Consider the following 22,508-nt stretch of genomic DNA (forward strand, 5'->3'; position numbering starts at 1 on the left):
TTCGACAAGGTCCCGGTTCCGGGGTCCGTGGCACCATCCGATCACACTCGCGCTCAGCGCACGCGAAAGACCGGTCCCCGTGCGGTGAACGGCAGTGACGAGCCCTGCGGAATCAGGTAGGCGTGCTCGCGGCGGACCCGCAGGACGTCGCAGTAGCCGTCCGTGATGATCAGGACCGGGGCGCCCGTCGGGAAGTCCTTCGCCCGGTGCAGGACGTCGACGCCGGGCTGCAGAACCGTGCCGCCGCGGCCGTGGACGCGGACCCGGCCGGCGATCTCGGTGACGGGAAGGAAACCCGCGTCGTGCGGGGCCGCGTCGCAGAAGACGACGCGCGCGGCGGGTACGTCCCGGGCCTCGGCGTACGAGGCGATGGCGCCCAGCGCCTTGCCGAGCAGGGTGCGGTCCATGGAGCCGGAGGTGTCCAGGACCACGCCGAACGTGCAGCGGGCGATCTCCTCGGGCGGGAAGTAGCGTCCCGCGCGCGGGATGTCGGGGGTGGCGGCCTGCCGGCGCGACGGGCGCGCGTAGGTCCGCAGCGGCTCGGGGCGCGGCACGAACTCGTCGAACCAGCGGGCCAGTCGCGCGTCCCAGGGCAGCGGCGGATGACTGAGCGCGCGGATCTCCTCGACGAGGCCGCCGGGCAGGTAGCCGCGCTCCTGCCGCTCGTGCATGTCCAGGCCCTGGGCGAGGCCGCGGCGGTAGAACTCGTCGAGGTCGACACAGTCGCGGGGCGGGCCGAGGGGGCCGCCGAGGATGTCGCCCACTCCCTTGCCGCGCAGGGTGGCGAGCCGTCGGTGGCGGCGCAGGTCGGTGGCGATCCGGTCGTAGACCTCCTCGGCGGAGAGGTACCTCAACTCCTCGTCGTACAGCAGCCCTTCGGGCATCAGGCCGACCTGCATCTCGACCAGCCAGGCGTTGACGACGTAGTCGCAGGCGACGTTGAAGAGGTACGGGTCACGGGCGCCGCAGCGGTCGCCGTGACGCAGCGCGGCGTGCAGCATCTCGTGGGCGAGGACGAACCGCCACTCCTCGTCCTCGTACTGACGCAGCGGGTTGATGTAGATCTCGGCGGCCCCCGGGTCGACCGCGGCGACGGAGATGCCGTGCGCGCGGGCGAGTTCGGCGTCCGCGACGATCGTGATGCCGGCCGCGATGCCGCCGAGCAGGGGATACGAGGACACGAACCAGCTCAGCGCCCGCTCCCACGGCTGCCGCGGGGTGATGCCGCCGCGCATCGAGTCGCGCCGGCCGCCCGCCATGTCCATCGCGGCGGACACGGTGCGCGTCAGCGCGTGGGCGAAGGCGAGCTGCCAGTCCGGCGCGGTGCCTCCCCGCCAGGTGTCCCAGGTCACCAGCAACTGGTCCGGCTCACCACCCGCCGTGCCGCAGCGCTCGTACACGGCGGGCACCCCGGCGCCGTCGCGGCGCCAGCGCGCGGCGAGCTGCTCCTCGTCGCCGTCGGGGTACGCCATCGGCAGGTCCGCGGGCGTCAGGCCGATGGGGAAGCCGAGCAGGAAGCGGTTGACGACGACGCAGCGGGCGGCAAGGTCGAAGCTGTCGGGCTGTTCCCTGGCCTTGTGGTGCGCCGGGACATGCCCGAAGCCGAGGTGGAGGGCGGCGTGCGCGACCGCCCAGGCCCAGGCGTCCGGGTCGGCCCGGCGCTCCGGGTGCACATGCAGTACGCCGTCGGAGTCGACGCGGACGAGCCCGTCACGGGGCGACTGTGCGCAGTCCTCCTGGCGGCAGACGCTGAACCCGATGGCGGCCAGCGCGCGGTTGGCGCGCACCAGCCGCATTCCCTCGGCGAACGCCTCGGCGGCCAGGTCCTTCTTCTTCTTGGACTGCTGCTGCTTGCTCGCACGGCTCACCTGCGGGCCTCCACCAGGCGCGGCATGTCGCGGGCCGCCTCCACGAGGAACCAGGCGGGCAGGACGGGGTTGCCGTCCTCGTCGGAGGCGATGACGCTCTGCGCGACCTCCACGGAGATCTCGGCGAGCTGCACGAGCAGCGACTTCGCGCGGTACGCGGTCTGCCGGCCATTCGCCGAGGCGTGCTCCTTGCTGGCCGGCAGCTCCTTGACGAGGCGGCCCCGGAAGGACTCGGCGAGGTAGTACAGCAGGTCGCGGTCCTCGACGCGGTGCGGCCAGCGGGCCTCGCCCTTGATGATCGACTCGATGCCGAACCGGCTGCGGACGATCTTCACATAGCCGCAGAAGGCGACCGCGTGCGCGGGTGTCAGCGTGCCGTGCGCGATCACCTTGAGCGTCGGCTCGTCGAGCGTCGGACCGAAGGAGCGCAGGGCGTCGGAGAGCATGTGCCAGGAGCGCGGGGTGGAGAACGGCTCCTCGGTCTTCGGCGGCTTGGACCACAGGTGGTCGGGCCGGTCGGTGAGGTGGTCGAGCACCCACGGGTGGATGTCGTTGGCCGCCGCCCACACCAGCCAGTCCTTCGCCGAGGCCTCCAGATGTACGTGGGTGAGCCGGTTGACCAGCGCCGACGCGATCGGGCGGGCCAGCGCGTTGTCCGTCGAGCGGTTGCCCGCGCCGATCACGATCGAGCCCTCCGGGAGCTCGTAGTTGCCGATGCGGCGGTCGAGGATCAGCGAGTAGAAGGCCTTCTGGACGTCCGGCGTCGCGGCGTTGAGCTCGTCGAGGAACAGGCAGTACGGCTCGTCGCGGGCGATCGCCTCCGGCGGGCAGAAGACCGAGCGGCCGTCGCGGATCTGGGGTACGCCGATCAGGTCCTCCGGCGCCAGCTGCGTACCCAGCAGGCTCACGCACTCCAGTCCGAGCGACTCGGCGAACTCCCTGACCAGGGAGGACTTTCCGATGCCCGGGGCACCCCAGAGAAAAACCGGCCGCACGGTCGCGAGACCGAGCAGCAGCTCCGGTATACGGGTGGGAGTGACGGTGACGGCTGCCTGCACGCAATGGCTCCTGCGGGTTGTTCGAATGTCCGGCACGGACAGTGTGTGCGGTTCGGGTCCCGCCCCGCAGCTCATTTTCCGCGGGTGCGTGGGGGCTGGTCGCGCAGTTCCCCGCGCCCCTTAAAAGCAGGGGCTACCGCCCCCGAAGACGAAAGACAGGGGCGCAGCCCCGTCTTTCAGGGGCGCGGGGAACTGCGCGACCAGCCACATACGGCCCGCAGCCGATCACCCGGCAGGCGGCAGGCGGCGGGGCTGTCTAGGCCGCCCGCCGGTCGTCGAGGGCTGCACCCTCCACAGGTACCTGCGGCCCGTCGCACTCCCGCAGCCACCGGCGCAGCACCCGGTGCACCTGCTCGGCGCCCACCAGTTCCCCGCTGTCCTCGCCGTCCGACACCGGCGCCGACAGGGCGAGCGGCGACATCAGGAAGGGTCGCCCCTGCGCTCCGCCGAGACCGCCGTGCGAGCCGATCTGCTCCTCGAACGCGAGGACCTCGCCCTCCTCGGGGTCGTACCAGGAGTTGACCATGATGTCCGCGGCGTGCGGGAACGTGTGCGTGCGGCGTACGGCGTCGGCGGCGCCGGGCCCGAACTCCGCGAGCGGGCCCGGGTTCTCGTCGAGTTCGTCCAGCGGGATCTCGGCGCCGTGCGCACCGAGCACGAGTCCGCCGTGCTCCTCGCTGCGCACAAGCACGAATCCGATACCGGGATGGTTGGCGAGTGTGGTCAGCAGTGCCGGATGCCGGTCGTCGATCTCCTCGCGGCTCATCCGGTGCGGCACGTCGGGGAAGGACACCAGGCCCAGGTTGCCGGAGGCCAGCACGACGGGTTCCGACGGGGCACGGGTCGGGCGGTACTGTTCACCGCCCTCCTCCACGGGCCTGCGCAGCGCGGCCCGGACCGCCGCCCTGGCCTCGGCGCCGCTGTGCGTGCGCCGGGCCTTGCGGGGCACGGGCAGCCCGCAGCCGGCCCGGACCAGCTCGCCGAGGCCGAGGCCGTAACGGGCGCGGAAGGTCTCGCCGGGGCTCTGGCCGTGGTCGGAGAGCAGCACGACGCGGTACGCGCGCGGGGCGTGCTCGGCGACCTGCGCGATCAGGGCGAGCGAGCGGTCCAGGCGCTGCAGGACCTTCTCGGCGTCCCGGCTGCGCGGGCCGGAGTGGTGTGCCACCTCGTCGTACGCGACGAGGTCCGCGTAGACCGCGGCGCGGCCGGCGAACATGTCCCCGATCACCGCCGCGACGACGACGTCCCGCTCGACGACGGTCGCGAAGGCGCGGATGAACGGGTAGAGGCCGCCGCGGCCGACACGCGGGCGCCGCTTCTTGAGGCGGGCCCGGGTGGACTCGCCGATCTCACGGCCGACGTCGGCGACGAAGGACATGGCGGTACGGACGGCGTTGGCCGGGTCGGAGAAGTACGCGAAGTAGCCCGCCCGGGAGCGGTTCTCCCGGCCCCGCCTGGCGGCCACGGAGAGCACCAGGGCGAGTTGCTCGGCGCCACCGCTGAAGAGGTTGCCGCGGCTCGCGCCGTCCACGGTGAGCAGGCCGCCGTCGCCGGTGTGCGCGACGGCCCGGCGCTGGAGTTCCGCGGCACTGGTGGGCCGGTTGCAGACCACGATCTCCCGGGTGTCCTTCTCGTACCAGCGGAAGGCGGGGACGTCGTGATTGGAGCCGTGCAGGATGCCGAGCTGACTGGCGCCGGTCTGGCTGGACCAGTCGGTACGCCAAGGGGTGAGACGGTGGGTGGTGCGGTGCCCCTGTCCCCCGTGTCCTCCCTGTCCCCCTTGTCCCTCACCGAGCCAGGCGGCGACGGTGGGCATGAGACCGCGTCCGACCGCGTCCACGAGCACGTCGTGACCGACTCCGTCGAACTGGAGGAAGACCGCGCCGGGGGTCGGCAGGACGCCGGCCGACGGGGCCCGTCTGCGGCGGCGGTCGGACAGCCGGTACAGCCTGCGCCGGTACGCGTCGTCGTCCCGTACGGCCAGGGCGCCGCCGGTGGCCGAGGCGACCGCCGACATCACCGCGGCGACCACCACCGCGGTCTCCGGGGCCACCGTGCTCTGTCCCGAGGGGTCGAGGCGCAGGGCGAGGAGCAGGAGCGAGCCGTTCAGGAAGAAGACGAGCACCGCGAGGACGAAGGCGGGGACGAGGAGCAGGGCCCGGACGAGGACGGGCCACACGACGGAGGAGAGGATGCCGAAGGCTCCGGCGCCGAGTGCGGCGGTGGCGCCGATACGGGTGGCGCTGTCCCCGTCGGCGGACTGGAGCCTGAAGTCCGGCAGGATCCCGGCGAGCACCAGCATGGTGACCGTGGACACCGCCCATACGGCGACGCTCCGCCAGACCGCGCTGCCCACCCTCCGCCATCGTTCCCCGCCCACGTCACACCCGCCTCACATCCACGCCCGCCCTCCTGCCGACGGCCCCGGCCCCACCCTCCCACACGCCGCCCAGGACCCATTCGGCGTCCTTCAGGGCGGCGCCCTTGAGGGGCGCGGGGAACTGCGCGACCGGCCACGGACGGCCCGCAGCCGCTCGACAGGCGACTCAGTGCTCGCTGCCGGACAGGCAAACGGCGCATGGGACCTGCGGAACGCGCGGAGCGCTCAGCGGCCGTCGTACCCCGCCGTCGGCATCGACAGCCGACGGTGCACCCGCGCCTTCATCTGTGCGTCGTACGCGGGTTCCGCGTGCCCGACCGTCTCGACCCGTACGCCGCGGCGGGCGCACTCGGCGGTGAACTCGTCGACCGAGGCGAGCGCCCCCTCCAGAACCCGGCGGCTGGGCGCCACGAACAGATCCACGAGACCGGCCTCGGCGTCCTCCCAGAGCGCGCAGTGGTCGGGCCGCAGCCCTCGCAGCAGCAGTTCCCGGGTGACCACGTAGCCCCGCTCCGCCGCCCAGCGCGCGCACATGGCGTGCTGGCTGCGGGAGTCCACCAGAAAGGGGTCCTCGTCCAGCTCCTCCAACGGCGTCAGGCTGGCGATCGTCGTCACGCGAAGCATGCCGGAACTACGGCGTGTGCCTCCCATGGTGTCCCCCCTCACCTCCGGGTTTCGTCGCCGACCCTACTCCTGCCCGTAGGCTCGGGGGGAGTCGCGCGAGGGAGGCAAAGGAGTGCCGGTGGAGATCACCTGGTGGGGTCACGCCACCTGCACGGTCGAGGACTCGGGAGTGCGCGTGCTCACCGACCCCCTCTTCGTACGCCGGCTCGCGCATCTGCGCAGGCGCCGGGGCGCGCCGCCGCCCGCCGAGGCGGCGCTGGCCGAGGTGACGCTCGTCTCGCATCTGCACGCCGACCATCTGCACGTCCCCTCGCTGGCCCGGCTGGCCCCGGGCACCCGGCTGCTGGTGCCGCGGGGTGCCCGGCGCGCGGTGCCCGGGCTGCGCAGACTCGGCCATCTGAAGCTCACCGAGGTGGCGCCCGGCGACCGGGTGCAGGTCGGTGACCTCGCCGTACGGGTCGTCTCCGCGCGGCACGACGGACGGCGGCTGCCGGTCGGGCCGCGTCGTGCTCCCGCCCTCGGCTATGTGATCGAGGGCGAGGCCCGCACGTACTTCGCCGGGGACACGGGTCTGTTCGAGACGATGGCCGAGGAGGTCGGGCCGGTCGACGTGGCGCTGCTGCCGGTCGGCGGCTGGGGACCGCACCTGGGCGAGGAACACCTGGACGCGGGGCGGGCCGCCGACGCGCTGGCCCGGTTGCGGCCGGGCAGCGCCGTGCCGGTGCACTACGGCACGTACTGGCCCATCGGGATGGACTCCGTGCGCCCCCATGAATTCCACGCACCCGGTACCGAGTTCGTGCGTCTGGCCGCCGAGCGTGCGCCCGGTGTGACGGTGCACCTGCTCGAACACGGGGAAAGTGTGCGACCGCGGATCGCTGGGTACCGCTCTTGCCCTGGGGACGCGCCGGCCGGTCGGGGCGACGACGAGCGGGAGGGCGGGGCCCGGTGAGACATGCGCTCGCCGCCGCGGTCACGAGCGTGCCCACGGAGGCCACCCAGCAGGCGCTCGGCTATCCGTCGCTGTTCCTGCTGGTGCTGTTCGGCGCGCTGGTACCGGTGATTCCGACCGGGGCGCTGGTGAGTTCGGCGGCGGTGGTGGCCGTCCACCAGACGGCACCCTTCGCGATGGCGCTGGTCTTCGTGGTGGCGGCGGCTGCCGCCTTTCTCGGGGACCTCGCGCTGTACTGGCTCGGGCGGCGCGGCATGCGGTCGAAGAACGGCTCGCGCTGGCTCGCGGCGATACGCGACCGCGCGCCCGAGGACCGGCTGGCCCAGGCCCAGGAGAAGCTCGCCGACCACGGGGTCGCGGTGCTGGTGCTGTCCCGGCTGGTCCCCGCGGGGCGCATACCGGTGATGCTCGCCTGTCTGATGGCGAAGTGGCCGGTGCGGCGGTTCGCCCGTGGGAACGGGCCGGCCTGTCTCGCGTGGGCCGCGACGTATCAGCTCATCGGGGTGCTCGGCGGCAGCCTGTTCAAGGAGCCGTGGGAGGGAGTGGCCGCGGCGGTGCTGCTGACCGTGGCGATCAGTGTGACGCCGGGGCTGTGGCGCCGGGTTCGGAGCGTGGCGCGGTAGCGGACCGGGCCGAACCCGGCGCCACAGTCATCGGGAAGGTCGCCGCAGGTCGTCGAAGGTCGATCCCAGCAGGCTCAACGCGCTTCTCACGTGCGGCAGTTCCAGAGGTTCCGGTGACCCGAGAGACGCCATGCGCTCGTCGTCGGTCGCCCCGAGGAACGGTTCGGTGGTCAGGCGTACCCGCAGGGCGCCGAGGTCGTCGCCGAAGCGGTGGCCGCCCGGCGCCGGCATGCCAAGACGGGCGGTGAGGAAGTCCTCCAACTCCTGCGCGTCACCGACACCGAGCGCACCGAGCGCGGACCGCAGCGGGCCGAGGTCGGCGTACAGGTGACGGCCCGCGCGCGGGGGCCGGACGAGAGCTCCCGCCGCGACGAGGACCCGGTGGGCGGCGGACGCCACGCCCGCGTGCAGGCGTACGGACGCGGCGAGGCGGTGCGTGATCTCGTCGGGTTCGTCGAGCACGTACGCGGCTGCCGCGGCGACCGGTGCGGCGATCCGGGCGCCGAGCCCGGTGAGGACGTCCAGGACGCGCTCGCGCATCTCGGTGCCGGTGTCGTTGTCGGGGAAGCGGGCGATCGCGGCGGGCCAGCCGGCCGGGAGGAAGGGGCCGGCGAGGTCGGTCAGGACCGTGACCCGCTCCGGCAGCATCTCGGCCGGGCTGAGCAGCACGGTGTCCCGGGGATCATGCAGTGTGTCGCGCCAGGTCTCGTCGCTGACCACGTGCAGGCCCTCGTCCGCGGCGGCCTCCATGGTCTCGTGGACCACTTCGGGCGGCGCGACCGTGGCGGCGGGGTCGTCGGCCACGGACAGGACGAGCAGCCGCGGGTCACCGCCCTCGGCACGCACCCGGCGCACGGTCTCCAGAAGGGCGTACGGGTCCGGGAGCCCGCCGCATTCGGCGGGGGTCGCCACCGGGAAGACGGTGCTGCCCAGCAGCCGGGCCTGCGGCGCCCACCAGGCCGCGCAGGGGCGGGGCACCAGCACGTCACCACCGCCGAGCGCGGCGGTCAGCGCGAGGAGCAGGGCCGGGGCGCCGGGGGCCGCGACGGTCCGGTGGCGGTCTGCGGGCAGTCCGCGCCGGGTCCAGTAGCCGCGGGCGGCGTCCAGGAGCGCGGGGCTCCCGCCGATCGGTTCGGTGTGCGCGCCCGTCGCCGCGGCGGCGAGCCCGGGCGGCAGGGGCAGGCCCTGTCCGGGCAGAGGCGGGCCGTAACGGACAGGCCCGTGCCCGTGCCCTTCCGGATCGGTCCGCCGCATCTGTGCACCTCCGCGCAGGGTCGCTGGACCTGCCGGTCCACGGGCATGCCGGTCTCCGGACGTGCCGGTCCGTGGACCCGGCTTCGTACCCAGTACCCGGTACCCACTAGCCAGTACGCCGTCACCCGCTTCGCCGACTCAGCGGTTCGAGGAGGTCTCCCGGTGGCGCAGCTTGTGGACGGCCGCGCCGAACGCGCCCGCGATGAGGACACCGCCGGACACGAGGGCGGTCGTGGAGTCGTTGAAGGCACCGCCCTCACCGGCGTGCACGCCGTGCCGGCCCTCCGTACCGCGGGAACTGTCGAGGGACACCGTGAAGGACGCGCTCCACTGCTTTCCCTCGCCGCCGTGTGCCCCCGGGCAGACGCCGTCGACGCTCCACTCGGAGGTCCTGCCGACGCTGTCGGGTCCGCCGTCCTGGAAGTTGGCGGTGGGCGCGATACGGGCGGTGCCGCTGTAGACATGCCCGCCCTGTGGCTTCTCCTTGCCCGCCGGGTCGTCATGGCCCCCCAGATCGTCGACGCCGGCCGGGTCGTCCACGCCCGCCGGACCATCGACGCCGCCCGGACCATCCACGCCTCCCGGACCGTCGACGCCTGCCGGGTCCCCGCCTTCCTTGCCTGCGGCCTTGTGCAGTCGCACGGTGCCGTGTTCGAAGGCCTGGGAGGTGGCGTCGATGGTCTCGGGCGGGTGTCCACCGGCCGATTCGCAGGTGACGGAGATGGTGACGCTGCCGCCGGGGGCCACCGTGCGCGGGCTGACCTCGGCCCCCGAGTTCGCGGTCGCGGCCGTCGCGGCGGCGCCGAGTACGAGGGTGGTGAAGGCGGTGGCGGACAGTGCGCGAGCGGTACGGCTCAGCGGCATGGGACTCGGTTCTCCTTCGGCCGTCGGCTGGGACCCCCCACGCCCGGGTACGGCGGCGGAGGCGGGGCACGACCGGCATGCCCCGCAGCCCATCAGAGCCCGCCCGCGGCCCCGGCGCGCGCGGCCGGACACCATTCGTGCCATGCGGACGCCCGAGCGGGTGACACGGCACCACCGCGGCCGTGCACGTCTCAGTGCGCCAAGGAGGCCAGTTGCTGTTCCAGTCCGCGGCCACGGGTCTCCACGATGGCCGCGGCGACCTCGGCCAGCTTGCGGTTGGAGCCCTGTGAGACACGGCGCAGGACCGTGAAGGCGGCGTCCGCGTCGCAGCCCAGCACATGCATGACGATGCCGCACGCCTGGTCGACGACGGGGCGCGTGCGCAGGGCGGCGCCGAGCTGGTCGACCTCGGTGAGGGCCGCGCGGTAGGAGCGGTCGCGGACGAGACCGGTCGCGGCGAGGGCGCCGAGAGCCTGGGCCGGGCCGTGCGGGGCGTCCTCCAGGCCGCCCGCTCGGAAGCTGTACAGGCTGAGGGTCACCGTCAGGCCTGCACGGCGGAAGGGCAGCGTGACGCTGGACCGCACGCCCGCGTCGAGCGCCATGGCCCGGTACTGCGGCCAGCGCTCCTCACGCAGCAGGTCGCCCGACTCGACGGGTCCACCGTGCTCCAGGGCGGCGGGGATCGGGCCCTCCCCCGAAAGGAGCTGCATCGAGACGAGCGTCGCGAGGTCCGGGTGGGTCACCGCGGCCGGCCGCTCCGTACCTCCGTCGGACACCGTGGTACCCGCACCGCAGCAGTCCGTGGTCCAGCGGACGACCTGCTCGGCGAGTTCCGACATCCGACGCCCCGGGAGGGCGGATTCCGGGGACTGTGTCCCACGGTGGCCGAGATGTTCGCTGTCCGGCATTTCTGCGTACCTCCTCTTGCCTGCGCCTTCCCTCTCGACCGGGTGAGAAACGAGGCACCACGGTTCCGGTACCGCCGTCCCGGAGCGCCATGTGACGAGCTACGTTCATCACATGGCCCAGACGGAGGAGTTCGGTGAGGAACTCGCGGATTTCGTGCGCCGTGTCGCGGAGTTGAAAGCGGCACGGAGTGTTCCCGCCGACGACCTGACCGCTGTGCTGGACGCCGCCATCTTCGAACTCGGCCATGTGGCCGACCAGTTGTGGCCGCGGTACGAGCGGCTGACGTCCAGGGGCGCGTCGGACACGTCGTCCGCCGACCGTCAGGAACAGCAGCTCCTCAAAGTGATCTTCCAGCGGCTGCCGCTGCCTGTCGCGCTGATCGACCGGGAGACGGTGGTCCGCAGGCTGAACTTCGCGGCGACCACCCTCACGGGGGTGCGCGCGGGTTACGCGACAGGCCGTCCGTTCACCGGCTTCCTCGCGCACGCCGACCGGGCCGCGCTCCGCTCGCAGACCGCGGCGGTGGCACGGGGCGACGGCGACCGGAGCCTCACCGTCCATCTGCAGCAGAGTCCGTCCGTGCCCGTACACGCGACGCTCACCGGGCTGCGGCCCAGCAGTGAGCCGCGTACGGCGGTACTGGTGGTGCTGCAGACCGCCGGGGCCCGGGCGCCGTCGGCCGAGAACGGCCCAGGGCCGGTGCCGGACCTGGGCGAGACGACGCGGCACGCGGCGCTGATGGACCTCCTGGACATGATGACCACGGCCCTGCTGACCGGGCCCACCGGGTCACGGGCCGCCGTACTGGAGCGGGCGGCGCGGGTGCTGCACGGGCGGTTCGCCGACTGGGTGGTGGCCGACGTGGGGGCCGCACGGCTGCGCCGCACGACCGTCCTCGGCCCCTCGCTCCAGCCGGACCGGGCGAACCTACCGGACCAGTCGGACCAGTCGGAGCTGCGGGCCCCGGATCTGGAGGCGCAGGATCTTGAGGCGCAGGACCCGGCGTCGTGTCCGCTGGTCGTCGAGGCGGCACGGGGTGGTTCCACGGCACTTCAGATACGCCCCGAGGACCCCGACGCCTTCGGCCACGACGCCGCCGGCGCGCCCGTCCTGGTCCGCGCCGACGTCACATCGCTCCTCTGCGTCCCCCTGACCGTCGACGGCGCCGTCCAGGGAGTCCTCACCCTCTTCCGCACAGCGGCCCGCCCGGCCTTCTCCATGGCCGAGGCCCAGGCAATGGACATGATGTCCCGCCACCTGGCCCAGGCCCTGAAGAACGCCCCCCACAGCTAGGCCTCAGAGGGGCGCGGGGAACTGCGCGACCAGAAAACGACGACCCGCAGCCGACCACCGGCCTTCGGACGCGCCCCTCCGCGAACCCGCCGTAGGCGTTACGCGACGTCCCGCATCACCTGGTCCCGCAGCCGGTCGCAGCACCGGCTGATCAGTCGGGAGACATGCATCTGCGAGATGCCGAGCTGTTCGGCGATGCGGCTCTGGGTCATGTCGCGGAAGAACCGCATGTACAGGATGGCCCGTTCACGCTCGGGCAGAGCCTCAAGGCGGGGCTTGACCGCCTCGCGGTCTATCACGACGTCGATGGCCGGGTCGGCCGAGCCCAGCGCGTCGCTCAGCGAGTATCCGTCCTCGCTGCCCGGCAGTTCGGCGTCCAGCGAGAGCGCCGTGAAGCTCTCCAGTGCCTCAAGACCGGTGCGTACGTCGTCCTCGCTCAGCTGCGCCTGCTTGGCGATCTCAGCGATCGTGGGCTGACGCCCTGAGATGGTCTGGGACAGGTCCTGACGGGCGAAGCGGACGCGGTTGCGCAGGTCCTGGACCCGGCGCGGCACGTGCAGGGTCCACATGTGGTCGCGGAAGTGACGCTTGATTTCACCGGTGACGGTCGGCACGGCGTAGCTCTCGAAGGCGTTCCCGCGCTCGGGGTCGTAGCGGTCGACGGCCTTGACCAGGCCGAGCGCCGCGACCTGCCGCAGGTCCTCGAAGCTCTCACCGCGGCTGCGGAACCGGCCGGCCAGCCGCTCCGCCATGGGCAGCCAGGCCTCGATGATCCGGTCGCGGAGGTCGTCGCGCCGTCGGCCAGGAGGCAGTGCGGCGAGTTCGCGGAAGTCCGCCGTGGTGTCGGGGGCGTCGTCGTGCGGGTGGTGCCCGGCGCTCGCGTGAGTTCGCATGGTGCGTGCAACTCCCTTGAGGGGTGCCTTGGTTGGTGGTCAACCGTGGGAGCGCACCCCTGAGCCGGACGGGCACACCCGTGGGCGGGGGACACACCATTCCCACGGACGTGCCTCCTGTCCGAAGCACTGGGTATTCGCCTGCCCCACACGTCGCGGAGCAAACACGGGAGCCGGCCGGAGCCGGTCGTCCGCTCCGCGTCCGGCACCGGACGCTTAGCCCGCCGTCTCAGGGGTACTGCGGGCCACGTCGACGTCACACCGACGTGGCCCGCGGTCCCGTATCCCCGGTCCGCAGCGGCCGGAGAGCGCTGGAAAGGTCCACAGCATGGCTGTTTTCGTGAGGGAAGTCATGACGCCTGTCGTCGTCTCGGTCCGTCCGGACGCCTCGCTCGTCGAAGCGGCTCAGCTCATGCGTGCCCAGGACATCGGCGATGTCCTGGTGGCCGGCGACGGCAGGCTCATCGGCGTCCTGACCGACCGTGACATCACACTGCGCGCCGTCGCGAACGGTGCCGACCCGCTGACGGTCAGCGCCGAGGCGGTCTGCACTCCGGACCCGGTGGTGGTCGGCCCCGACGACTCGGTGGCGGTCGCGGTCGCGGTGATGCGCGAGCACGCCGTACGCCGCCTGCCGGTCGTCGAGGACGGCCACGCGATCGGCATGGTCAGCCTGGGCGACCTCGCGATCTCCGAGAACCCGGACTCGGCCCTCGCGGAGATCAGCCGCGCCGCACCGGAGCCCGGGGCCGGGTGACGTCAGACCTGGGTGACGTCAGGCCCGGGTGACGTCAGGTTCGAGTCGCCATACAACAGAGCCGCGCAGGACAGAGCCGCGCAGAACGGAAGGACTGGAATCTCATGCGTATCGCGTTTCTGATGGCGCCGGAGGGCGTCGAGCAGATCGAACTCACCGATCCCTGGCACGCCGTCGTCGAGGCCGGTGACGAACCCGTGCTGCTGTCGACGGAGCCGGGGCAGATCCAGGCGTTCAACCATCTCGACAAGGCGGACCAGTTCCCTGTGCAGCAGGTCGTGGGCGAGGCCTCGGCCGACTCCTTCGACGGCCTGGTACTCCCCGGCGGCGTGGCCAATCCGGACGCGCTGCGCATGGACGAGCAGGCGGTGTCGTTCGTGCGTGACTTCTTCGAGCAGGGGCGACCGGTCGCCGCGATCTGCCACGCCCCGTGGACGCTCATCGAGGCCGACGTGGTCCGCGGCCGTACCCTCACCTCGTGGCCGAGTCTGCGCACCGACATCCGCAACGCGGGCGCCACCTGGGTCGACGAGCAGGTGTCGGTCTGCGGCGCGGGACCCTCGACACTCATCACGAGTCGCAAGCCGGACGACCTCAAGGCGTTCTGCGAGGCGTTCGTGCCGGAGTTCCAGAAGCGCAAGCAGGGCTGACCCGACCCGGCATCCCCTGTCCGGCCACTCGACTGCTCGACTGCTCGGCCACCCGACTACTCAGCTACTCGGCTCCGCGTTCCCGCGCCCCCGCACGCGTCCTGCCCCGGGCGACCGGGCGGCGCGGGTTGCGGCGCAGATACTCGCCCTCCAGTTCCGCCATTCGGATGTTGTGGGCGCGCAGGGCGTCGTTCGAACCGTGCAGCAGGGTGTCGTGACGGGTGCGGTGGATCGTCTCCAGCTCTCGCATCAACTGCTGCTCGTCGAGGAGGCTCGGGTCGACTCCGGTCATGGTGGTACCCCGATCATCACGTCCGTCGGTGTAAGTCCGGCCCTACACCCCCACTCTACGAACACCTCACCCCAAGGCGCCCCTCGGAGGGGCACGCCCCTTTAAGGGGCGCGGGGAACTGCGCGACAAGCCCCCACGGCGCGGCACGTGCCACAAAACCCGCCACCGCGCTTAGCGGACACGCTCGACCCGCCGCTCGTCCCACACCGGCTCCGTCGTCTCCCGCACCCGCCCGTCGCTGCCGAACACCAGATAGCGGTCGAACGCGCGAGCGAACCACCGGTCGTGGGTGACGGCCAGTACCGTGCCCTGGTAGGCCTCAAGCCCCTCCTGAAGGGCCTCGGCGGACTCCAGGTCGAGGTTGTCGGTGGGCTCGTCGAGGAGCAGCGCCGTGGAGCCCTCCAGTTCCAGCAGGAGGATCTGGAAGCGGGCCTGCTGGCCGCCCGACAGCCGGTCGAACCGCTGCTCCGCCTGGGCCGTCAGCTCGTACCGCCGCAGCCGTGACATCGCGGCGCCGCGGTCCTGGGCGTGCTCGCTCCACAGGATGTCGAGCAGGACGCGCCCCTCCAGTTCGGGGTGTGCGTGGGTCTGTGCGAAGTGGCCGGCCACGACCCGCGCGCCGAGCTTCCACTCCCCCGAGTGCGCCACCTCGCCGCCGGCCAGCAGCCGCAGGAAGTGCGACTTGCCCGAGCCGTTCGAGCCGAGCACGGCGACCCGTTCGCCGTAGAAGACCTCCAGGTCGAAGGGTTGCATCAGCCCGGTGAGTTCCAGCCCCTTGCACGTCACGGCCCGTACGCCGGTGCGTCCGCCGTGCAGGCGCATCGTGATGTCCTGCTCGCGCGGCGGCTCCGGCGGCGGCCCGGCCTCCTCGAACTTGCGGAGCCTGGTCTGCGCGGCCTGGTAGCGCGAGGCCAGCTCATGACTGATGGAGGCCGCCTGGCGCAGGGTGAGCACCAGCTTCTTGAGCTGGGCGTGTTTCTCGTCCCAGCGCCGCCGCAGCTCCTCGAAGCGCGCGAAGCGCTCGCGGCGGGCCTCGTGGTACGTGGCGAAGCCGCCGCCGTGCACCCAGGCGTCGGCGCCTGCCGGGCCCGGCTCCACGCTGACGATCTTCTCGGCCGAGCGGGAGAGCAGCTCCCGGTCGTGGGAGACGAACAGGACCGTCTTACGGGTCTCCCGCAGCCGCTCCTCCAGCCAGCGCTTGCCGGGCACGTCGAGGTAGTTGTCCGGTTCGTCGAGGAGCAGCACCTCGTCGGAGCCGCGCAGCAGCGCCTCAAGGACGAGCCGCTTCTGCTCACCGCCCGACAGGGTCCGTACCTCGCGGAACTGCGCCGTGTCGTACGGCATGCCGAGCGCGGCCATGGTGCACATGTCCCAGAGCGTCTCGGCCTCGTACCCCTGGGCCTCGGCCCAGTCCGAGAGTGCCTGCGCGTACTGCATCTGCGCGGCCTCGTCGTCGACGGTCATGATGGCGTGCTCGGCGCGGTCCACGGCGTGGGCCACCTCGCGGATGCGGGGCTGTGCCGCCGACACGAGCAGGTCGCGCACGGTCGTCTCGTCCCGTACGGACCCCACGAACTGGCGCATCACACCGAGTCCGCCGCTCACCGTGACGGTGCCGCCGTGCGGTTTCAGCTCTCCCGAGATCAGCCGCAGCAGGGTCGTCTTCCCGGCGCCGTTGGGCCCCACGAGCGCCACCACGGCCCCTTCGCCCACCCGGAAGGAGACGTCGCCGAGCAGCGCCCTCCCGTCGGGAAGGTAGTACTCCAGGTGCGCGGCTTCGAGATGTCCCATGGTCGCGCATTGTCCGGGGCGGACGGGTGAGGGAGCAAACGGATATGCGGGGTACGGGCCTGCCGGGGTACAAGATGACGCATGACCGCAGACATAGACCTCACCGCCCCCGGGCCCGGCCACACCCTGCGCGACCGGCTGCTGGCCCTGGACCTCCGCGCCTTCGAGGCGGTCGCGGCCCGGCACTGGCCGGGCGCGGACCCGCTGCTGCCGAGGCTGAGCCGGGGCGCGAACCACGGGGTGCTGTGGTTCGGCATGGCGGCGGCCCTCGCGGCGACCGGCTCGCCGCGGGCGCGCCGCGCGGCCGTCCGCGGTATCGCCTCGCTCGCCGTGGCCTCGGCCACGATCAACACGGTGGGCAAGCGCTCGGTGCGCCGCCCGCGCCCCCTGCTGGACACCGTGCCGCTGATGCGGCAGCTGAAGCGGCAGCCGATCACCACCTCCTTCCCCTCGGGTCACTCGGCGTCCGCGGCGGCCTTCGCGACGGGCGTCGCCCTGGAGTCCGGCCCGCTCGGCGCGGTGGTGGCCCCGGTGGCCGCCGGGGTGGCCCTGTCCCGCATCTACACGGGCGCGCACTTCCCGAGCGACGTACTCGCCGGGGCGGCGTTCGGCGTGGGCACCGCCTTCGCCGTACGCGCTCTCGTGCCGACGCGTGGCCAGCTGCCGTCCCCGGGGCGTCCGCGCGCGGATGTGCCCGCCCTGCGGGACGGGGAGGGCCTGGTGCTCGTGGTCAACAAGGCGGCCGGCACCTCGGAACGTATGCGCGCCCTCGGTGACGCCCTGCCGCTCGCCGAGCTGGTGGAGTGCGAACCCGACCGGCTGCGGGCCGAGTTGGAGAAGGCCGCGGCCCGCGCCCAGGTGCTGGGGGTGTGCGGCGGCGACGGCACGGTGAACGCCGCCGCCACGGTGGCGCTGCGCCAGGGCCTCCCGCTCGCCGTGCTGCCGGGCGGCACGCTCAACCACTTCGCCAAGGATCTGGGCGTGGAGGACGTACGCGGCCTGAGCCGTGCCCTGTCGGAGGGCGAGGCCGTACGGGTGGATGTGGGCCGGTTCTCCGCCGGTGACCAGGAGGGCTTCTTCCTGAACACGTGCAGCCTGGGTGTCTACCCGGAGCTGGTGCGCGAGCGGAACCGCTGGTCGAAGCGGATCGGCGGCTGGCCGGCCGGAGTGGTCGCGGCTCTGCGCGTCCTGCGCGCCGGCCGGCATCCGCTGCGGGCCGAGCTCGACGGCGAGGAACGGCCGCTCTGGCTCCTGTTCGCCGGAAACGGCACCTACCACCGGACCGGACCGCTGCCCGCCCGCCGCCACGACCTCGCGGACGGCCGCCTCGACGTGCGGGTCGTGCACGGCGGCCGTTTCCCGGCCCTGCGTCTCTTCGCCGCTGCCGCGGCCGGACCGCTGACCCGCTCGTCCTCGCACTCTGCGGTCCGGGTCGGCGGCCTGCGTGTGCAGGGCGTGGAGCCGGGCACCCTGCTGGCCTTCGACGGCGAAGTCACCACGATGGGGGGCGATGTGACGATCCAGAAGCTCCCGGAGGCACTGACGGTCTACCGGCCGAGCATGCGCCGCTGAGCCACCGAAAACTCATGCGGGAAACTCAAGCAAGCGAAGGGTGACTACTCGTCAGTCCGTATCGCAAGACGTGGGTCTCATCATCCGACATGGCGGCGTAGCTTGACCCGTATCCGCCGCGGGGTCGCTCCGCGGGGTCCGGTACGAGTTGAGGGGACGCCGCCATGCCGAAGGAGACCGCCGTCTACACGCACGGCCACCACGAGTCCGTGCTGCGCTCGCACACCTGGCGCACGGCCGCCAACTCGGCGGCCTACCTCCTCGGCTCGCTGAAGCCCCACATGCAGATCCTGGACATCGGCTGCGGTCCCGGCACCATCACCGCCGACCTGGCCGAGCTGGTCCCGGACGGACACGTCACCGGCGTCGACCACGCGCCCGGCATTCTGGACCAGGCGCGCGCCACGGCCGCCGAACGAGGCCTGCGCAACGTCGAGTTCGCCGTCGCGGACGTCCACGCGCTGGACTGTCCGGACAACACCTTCTGTGTCGTCCACGCCCACCAGGTGCTCCAGCACGTGGGCGACCCGGTGCAGGCGCTGCGGGAGATGTACCGGGTCACGAAGCCGGGAGGTCTCGTCGCCGTCCGCGACTCGGACTACGCGGCGATGACCTGGTATCCGCGGTCCCCGGGCATGGACGACTGGCTCGACCTGTACCGGCGGGTGGCGCGCGCCAACGGCGGCGAGCCGGACGCCGGGCGGCGCCTCAAGTCCTGGGCGCTGGCGGCCGGCTTCGAGGACATCACCGCCTCGGCCGGTACCTGGTGCTACTCGACGGCCGAGGAACGGGCCTGGTGGAGCGGTCTGTGGGCGGACCGCACGGTCGCCTCCGCGTACGCGGCGCTCGCCGTGGAGGGGGGTCACGCCGACGGGGAGCAGCTGCGGGCGGTTGCCTCGGCGTGGCGGGCGTGGGGGCTGGCGGAGGACGGCTGGTTCTCGGTCCTGCACGGGGAAATCCTGTGCCGCAAGCCGACGACCTGATGCCTTGAGTTTCGCCTGCGGGCCCGGTGGGGGTTGCTCGCGCAGTTCCCCGCGCCCCTGAAAAGCGGGGAACTGCGCGGCCGGCCCCCACCGGGCCCGCAGCCGGACCTACTCCCTGGGGAGCAGCGGGCCCAGTGGCCCGAGGTCCAGGTTCAGGTCCTCCGGCCGCAGCCCGTAGCGGTCCCGCAGCTCGGCCATCCGGTCGTCGAGGAGCATCAGCGTCAGTCCGATCCGCTCCTCCTGGTCCTCCGACAGATCACCCGTGTCGAACCGCCGCACGGCCTGCCGCTCCATGAGCTGCCGCAGCAGCTCGACCACGGTCAGCACCAGCTTGATCAGGTCCCGCTCCACGGTGTCCGGTTCGAGGTCGAGACGGCTGCGCCCTGCCTTCCCGGCCACCTGCCCTGCGGTCCTCGCTGTCGCGTCCCCGTTCACAGCAGGTCGTCCCAGGGCGCGGGCACGTTCTCGTTCACCGAGCTGATGAGCGCGTTCAGGTCGATGCGTACGAGGTCGACGTCCGCGATCCGCAGGGTGAGGTCACCGGTGATGACGACCCCGCCCGCGAGCAGCCGGTCGAGCAGGTCGACCAGGGCGACCTCCCGGCGTTCCACGACAGTCACGCGTCCTCCCCGCTGAACGAGTAGGCAGCCCAGGGACCCGTGAGCTCGACCCGCAGCCCGGGAGCGTCGTCCTTCGTACGGTCCACCAGTTCCACGAACGCCTCTGACTCCGTGCGCGGCACCAGATAGGCGGCGTTCAGGATGTTACGGCCGGGCGCGCGGGAGAGCGCCGCGTTCTGCGGGGCGTGGATCCGGGTGTCCTCCGCGTACCCGGAAAGGGACTCGTGGAGCCGGCGCGCGAACTGCTCGGCCTGCTCCCACTTCTCCTCGTGCTCCCTGCGCTGGTTGCGCCGCTGCCGCAGATAGTCGCGCCCCGACCCGGTCCTTCCGGTCCTTCCGGTCCTTCCGGGTTCCGATTCCGGTTCCGGTTCCGGTTCCGGTTCCGAGTACACCTTCACTCCCCATTCGACCCGCCCGTCGAGCCGGTCGAGTGTCCGCAGGAAGGTCTCCTTCCGTTCCTGCATCATCGTCCGGACGCCGCTGTCGTCCCGGAACACCGTGGCGAGCCGGAGCGGCAGCGGCGTGGTGACGACGGTGAGCGCGTCGATCACGTTCTGGTGGGCCCGCGCGGTCGCGCCGAGCCAGTCGAGGTCCTCCAGGTGGGCCCGCAGCGGCTCCTCGGCGAAGTCGCCCTCCGGAACGTGGCCGACGACGGCGACCAGGTCGTGGTGGACCAGCTGCTTGGGCGGCACCCCTGCCACCCCTGTCAGCTGGGCCGGCAGGGGCGTACCGAACGGGCGGCAGACGGCGTAGACGTAGCGCAGACCACTCATTCTTGAGCTTCCTCCTCCGAAGGTCGACGCTCACGCGCGGGCACCTCGGCACGCGTGCCCTGCAGTTCGGCGACGTGTGCGCGCAACTCGGCGTTCTCCCGGACGAGTTCGTCGCGGCCGGCGCGGGAGGACAGTTGCGGATCGGTCTCCCACCAGTCGATCCCCATCTCCTTGGCCTTGTCGACGGAGGCGACGATGAGCCGCAGTTTGATGGTGAGCAGTTCGATGTCGAGGAGGTTGATGCGGATGTCGCCCGCGATCACGATGCCCTTGTCCAGCACCCGTTCGAGGATGTCCGCGAGGTTGGCGCCGCCGCCGTGGCCGTAGGGGTCGGGGAAGCGCTGGGCCGTGGTCATCGACGGCCCCGGGTGCCGGCGGGCTCACGTTCACGTTCGTCCACGTCCTCCGCGTCCGCGTCCTCCACGTCCGCGTCCTCGGCGACAGCTTCCGCTTCCTCCGCTTCCTCCGCCTCCTCCGGCTCGTCCTCTTCCTCGTACGCCTCCTCGCCCTCATCCTCGTACTCGTCCTCCGGAACCTCTTCGTACTCGGAGGACTCCTCGTTCTCCGGAGGCGCCTCTTCCTCCGTTTCCTCCGTTTCCTCCGCGAGCGCGTCCTCGTGGCTCGTGACCACCTCGCCGTCGCGGATCTCGCCGCGCCAGCCGTCCTCGGCCTCGCCCTTGAGCGTGGTGAACCGGGCGAAGTTCTTGAGGTCGAGGCGTGCCCTGCGGCCCTGGGCGCGCCAGATGTTGCCGGTCTTCTCGAACAGCCCCTTGGGGTAGTACTCGATGACCAGCAGGACGCGGGTGAGGTTCTCGGCCAGCGAGTGGAAGGTGACGACGCCCTTCGTGGTGCCCTTGGCGCCCTCCGACGTCCAGCTGATCCGCTGGTCCGCCACCTGCTCGGTGGTGTGGGCCTTCCAGCTGCGGCTGGACCAGAAGATCTTCATCTGCCAGTCGGACGACGTGTCGTCGGCGCGGTTCGCGCTCTTGACGCCCTTGGCGAAGGTGCTGAAGTCCTGGTACTGGGTCCACTGGTCGTACGCCGTGCGCAGCGGCACACCGACGTCGATGAACTCGATGATGACGGTCGGCTTCTGGCCGGCACCGCCCTTGCGCCTGCCCTTGCCTCCGGTCAGGTTCTTGAACGCGCCCACCACGCCGTCCTTGGCCCGGCCCGCGCCCAGCTCCAGCGCGGACCTCACCGGACCCTTGCCGTCGGCCAGCTTGCGTCCGCCGTCGAGAGCGAGCTTGGCGAAGCCGGGGCTGTTGCCCGACGCCACGTCGTTGAGCTTGCCCGTCGTCTCGCCGAGCTTGTGTCCGACTCCGACCAGCAGTCGCTGGGTCTGGGCGGCCAGGTACGCCTGGACCTCCGCCTTGAGCCGGTCGGCCGCCTCGCTCCGGGCGACGGAGGTCAGCGGGTTGCTCTTGGCCTGCTCGGTCGCGGACCCGAGGGTGTCAGTCATCGTCGCCGCCTCCCCTCGTCGTACGGGCCCGCGGCACGCGGCGCCCTGCCGTCTTCGCCGCGGCTGTCTTCTTGGCCGGAGCCTTCTTCGCGGCCGTCGCCGCCGTCTTCTTGGCCGCGGTCTTCTTGGCGGGTGCCTTCTTCGCTGATGCCTTCTTCGCCGGGGCCTTCGTGGCGGGGCTCCGCTTCTCGGCGGCCTTCTTCGCGGGAGCCTTCTTCGCGGGAGCCCGCCCGTCGTCCTCTTCGTACTCGTCTTCGTACTCGTCGTACTCGTCGTCCGGGACCACGCCCGCGAGCTGGTCCTTCACCTGAGCGGTCCGGCCGTGCAGCCGGTCGGCGAGACCCGTGATCTGCCGCTCGACGAGTGCCCCGGAGGCGGCCTTGCCCACCCCGCGCAGGTCCTGGCGCAGCTGGTCCCCGATCTCCTTGAACTGCGGATTGTTCTGCAGCTGTTGGGTGACCAGTTCCCCGAGCGCCCGTGGGCTGAGGTGCATCCGCTTGCCGGCCACCATGGTTCCTACGGCGAACGCCAGCTTCATCTTCTTGGTACGTCCGAGGACGTATCCGGCCCCTACGGCGAGGCCGAGCCCCAGTCGGTTCATCGTGTCGTCCCGTTGTCGCCCGTTCCCGTACCCCTGGTCATGGCTACCTCCAGCCTGTCGAGGAGTTCGTCCTCCATCCGGTCGAACTCCGCTTCGTCGATCTCGCCGGCCTCAAGGCGCTCCTCCAGAGCGCCGAGCTCGGCACGGACCGCCGCCGGGTCGTAGAACTGACGCTCGGCCTCGTTCACCACCTGCTTCATCGCCCAGAGGCTGCCGCGCACGGGGGCGAACGGCAGCATCAGGACCTCTCCGATCAACCCCATGCCTTCAACTCCTCCGCCTCGGCTGT

Annotated in this window: 23 protein-coding genes and 1 pseudogene; 7 read left to right on the forward strand and 17 right to left on the reverse strand. The window is 72.1% G+C overall.

The window, feature by feature from the left end; all coding sequences use genetic code 11:
- Window positions 1-53 precede the first annotated feature (53 nt).
- The 4 genes from AOK01_RS16070 to AOK01_RS16085 all read right to left on the reverse strand — a co-directional run bounded on the left by AOK01_RS16070 (window position 54) and on the right by AOK01_RS16085 (window position 5,957).
- Entirely contained in the window at window positions 54-1,796 is a 1,743-nt protein-coding gene (locus tag AOK01_RS16070) for a vWA domain-containing protein (protein WP_107099822.1), read from the reverse strand.
- Between the two features lie 68 nt (window positions 1,797-1,864).
- On the reverse strand, window positions 1,865-2,926 hold the full coding sequence (locus AOK01_RS16075) for an ATP-binding protein (RefSeq protein WP_055512119.1): 1,062 nt from the start codon (window positions 2,924-2,926) through the stop codon (window positions 1,865-1,867).
- 256 nt (window positions 2,927-3,182) lie between these two features.
- Window positions 3,183-5,306: an alkaline phosphatase family protein gene (locus AOK01_RS16080; RefSeq protein ID WP_213862105.1), complete on the reverse strand. Its 2,124-nt coding sequence runs from the start codon at window positions 5,304-5,306 to the stop codon at window positions 3,183-3,185.
- Between the two features lie 225 nt (window positions 5,307-5,531).
- Window positions 5,532-5,957: a hypothetical protein gene (locus tag AOK01_RS16085; RefSeq protein ID WP_055512124.1), complete on the reverse strand. Its 426-nt coding sequence runs from the start codon at window positions 5,955-5,957 to the stop codon at window positions 5,532-5,534.
- 85 nt (window positions 5,958-6,042) lie between these two features.
- Here AOK01_RS16085 and AOK01_RS16090 point away from each other — a divergent pair.
- A pseudogene (locus AOK01_RS16090) lies at window positions 6,043-6,810 on the forward strand (MBL fold metallo-hydrolase); the annotation flags it as partial.
- A 68-nt stretch (window positions 6,811-6,878) separates the two neighbouring features.
- Complete coding sequence (locus tag AOK01_RS16095; RefSeq protein WP_055512125.1) at window positions 6,879-7,505, forward strand: DedA family protein; 627 nt, start codon at window positions 6,879-6,881, stop codon at window positions 7,503-7,505.
- Window positions 7,506-7,532: 27 nt separating this feature from the next.
- Here the strand turns inward: AOK01_RS16095 and AOK01_RS16100 are convergent, their stop codons facing one another.
- The 3 genes from AOK01_RS16100 to AOK01_RS16110 all read right to left on the reverse strand — a co-directional run bounded on the left by AOK01_RS16100 (window position 7,533) and on the right by AOK01_RS16110 (window position 10,531).
- Entirely contained in the window at window positions 7,533-8,759 is a 1,227-nt protein-coding gene (locus AOK01_RS16100) for an aminotransferase class I/II-fold pyridoxal phosphate-dependent enzyme (RefSeq protein WP_055512127.1), read from the reverse strand.
- Between the two features lie 138 nt (window positions 8,760-8,897).
- Window positions 8,898-9,623, reverse strand: coding sequence for a hypothetical protein (locus tag AOK01_RS16105; protein WP_055512128.1), 726 nt, complete (start codon window positions 9,621-9,623; stop codon window positions 8,898-8,900).
- A 191-nt stretch (window positions 9,624-9,814) separates the two neighbouring features.
- Window positions 9,815-10,531: an ANTAR domain-containing response regulator gene (locus tag AOK01_RS16110; RefSeq protein WP_055512129.1), complete on the reverse strand. Its 717-nt coding sequence runs from the start codon at window positions 10,529-10,531 to the stop codon at window positions 9,815-9,817.
- Window positions 10,532-10,643: 112 nt separating this feature from the next.
- Between AOK01_RS16110 and AOK01_RS16115 the strand changes: the two genes are divergently transcribed.
- Entirely contained in the window at window positions 10,644-11,825 is a 1,182-nt protein-coding gene (locus AOK01_RS16115; RefSeq protein WP_055512130.1) for a GAF domain-containing protein, read from the forward strand.
- Window positions 11,826-11,923: 98 nt separating this feature from the next.
- Here AOK01_RS16115 and AOK01_RS16120 read toward each other — a convergent pair whose 3' ends face one another.
- Complete coding sequence (locus tag AOK01_RS16120; RefSeq protein WP_055512131.1) at window positions 11,924-12,718, reverse strand: RNA polymerase sigma factor SigF; 795 nt, start codon at window positions 12,716-12,718, stop codon at window positions 11,924-11,926.
- Window positions 12,719-13,046: 328 nt separating this feature from the next.
- Here AOK01_RS16120 and AOK01_RS16125 point away from each other — a divergent pair, with 328 nt between their 5' ends.
- Complete coding sequence (locus AOK01_RS16125) at window positions 13,047-13,475, forward strand: CBS domain-containing protein (protein WP_055512132.1); 429 nt, start codon at window positions 13,047-13,049, stop codon at window positions 13,473-13,475.
- A gap of 104 nt (window positions 13,476-13,579) precedes the next feature.
- Complete coding sequence (locus tag AOK01_RS16130; protein WP_055512133.1) at window positions 13,580-14,125, forward strand: type 1 glutamine amidotransferase domain-containing protein; 546 nt, start codon at window positions 13,580-13,582, stop codon at window positions 14,123-14,125.
- Between the two features lie 64 nt (window positions 14,126-14,189).
- Here AOK01_RS16130 and AOK01_RS16135 read toward each other — a convergent pair whose 3' ends face one another.
- Entirely contained in the window at window positions 14,190-14,417 is a 228-nt protein-coding gene (locus AOK01_RS16135; protein WP_055512134.1) for a DUF6158 family protein, read from the reverse strand.
- Between the two features lie 171 nt (window positions 14,418-14,588).
- Window positions 14,589-16,208, reverse strand: a complete 1,620-nt coding sequence (locus AOK01_RS16140) for an ABC-F family ATP-binding cassette domain-containing protein (RefSeq protein WP_055512135.1) — start codon at window positions 16,206-16,208, stop codon at window positions 14,589-14,591.
- A gap of 81 nt (window positions 16,209-16,289) precedes the next feature.
- On the opposite strand from AOK01_RS16140, the gene AOK01_RS16145 reads away from it, so the two are divergent.
- Both AOK01_RS16145 and AOK01_RS16150 read left to right on the forward strand, forming a co-directional pair.
- A complete protein-coding gene (locus AOK01_RS16145) occupies window positions 16,290-17,780 on the forward strand; it encodes a bifunctional phosphatase PAP2/diacylglycerol kinase family protein (protein WP_055512136.1) in 1,491 nt (496 codons plus the stop codon).
- Window positions 17,781-17,944: 164 nt separating this feature from the next.
- Window positions 17,945-18,763 carry a class I SAM-dependent methyltransferase gene (locus AOK01_RS16150; protein ID WP_055512137.1) on the forward strand — a complete coding sequence of 273 codons (819 nt, stop codon included), beginning with the start codon at window positions 17,945-17,947 and terminating at the stop codon, window positions 18,761-18,763.
- A 108-nt stretch (window positions 18,764-18,871) separates the two neighbouring features.
- Here the strand turns inward: AOK01_RS16150 and AOK01_RS16155 are convergent, their stop codons facing one another.
- The 7 genes from AOK01_RS16155 to AOK01_RS16185 are packed head-to-tail and all read right to left on the reverse strand — an operon-like array spanning window position 18,872 to window position 22,482.
- On the reverse strand, window positions 18,872-19,162 hold the full coding sequence (locus tag AOK01_RS16155) for a gas vesicle protein K (protein WP_055512138.1): 291 nt from the start codon (window positions 19,160-19,162) through the stop codon (window positions 18,872-18,874).
- Between the two features lie 32 nt (window positions 19,163-19,194).
- Window positions 19,195-19,383 (reverse strand): gas vesicle protein, encoded by a 189-nt coding sequence (locus tag AOK01_RS16160; RefSeq protein WP_055512139.1) that lies wholly within the window; start codon window positions 19,381-19,383, stop codon window positions 19,195-19,197.
- Complete coding sequence (locus AOK01_RS16165) at window positions 19,380-20,156, reverse strand: GvpL/GvpF family gas vesicle protein (protein WP_055512141.1); 777 nt, start codon at window positions 20,154-20,156, stop codon at window positions 19,380-19,382. The genes AOK01_RS16160 and AOK01_RS16165 overlap by 4 nt, the downstream gene beginning before the upstream one ends.
- Window positions 20,153-20,512, reverse strand: a complete 360-nt coding sequence (locus tag AOK01_RS16170) for a gas vesicle protein (protein ID WP_055512142.1) — start codon at window positions 20,510-20,512, stop codon at window positions 20,153-20,155. The genes AOK01_RS16165 and AOK01_RS16170 overlap by 4 nt, the downstream gene beginning before the upstream one ends.
- Window positions 20,509-21,618: an SRPBCC family protein gene (locus AOK01_RS16175; protein WP_055512143.1), complete on the reverse strand. Its 1,110-nt coding sequence runs from the start codon at window positions 21,616-21,618 to the stop codon at window positions 20,509-20,511. The genes AOK01_RS16170 and AOK01_RS16175 overlap by 4 nt, the downstream gene beginning before the upstream one ends.
- On the reverse strand, window positions 21,611-22,219 hold the full coding sequence (locus AOK01_RS16180) for a hypothetical protein (protein ID WP_055512145.1): 609 nt from the start codon (window positions 22,217-22,219) through the stop codon (window positions 21,611-21,613). The genes AOK01_RS16175 and AOK01_RS16180 overlap by 8 nt, the downstream gene beginning before the upstream one ends.
- Window positions 22,216-22,482, reverse strand: a complete 267-nt coding sequence (locus AOK01_RS16185; RefSeq protein WP_055512147.1) for a gas vesicle protein GvpG — start codon at window positions 22,480-22,482, stop codon at window positions 22,216-22,218. Before AOK01_RS16185 ends, AOK01_RS16180 begins: the two co-directional genes overlap by 4 nt.
- Window positions 22,483-22,508: the final 26 nt, after the last annotated feature.

Source organism: Streptomyces aurantiacus (genome assembly GCF_001418335.1).
Taxonomy (GTDB): Bacteria; Actinomycetota; Actinomycetes; order Streptomycetales; family Streptomycetaceae; genus Streptomyces; species Streptomyces aurantiacus.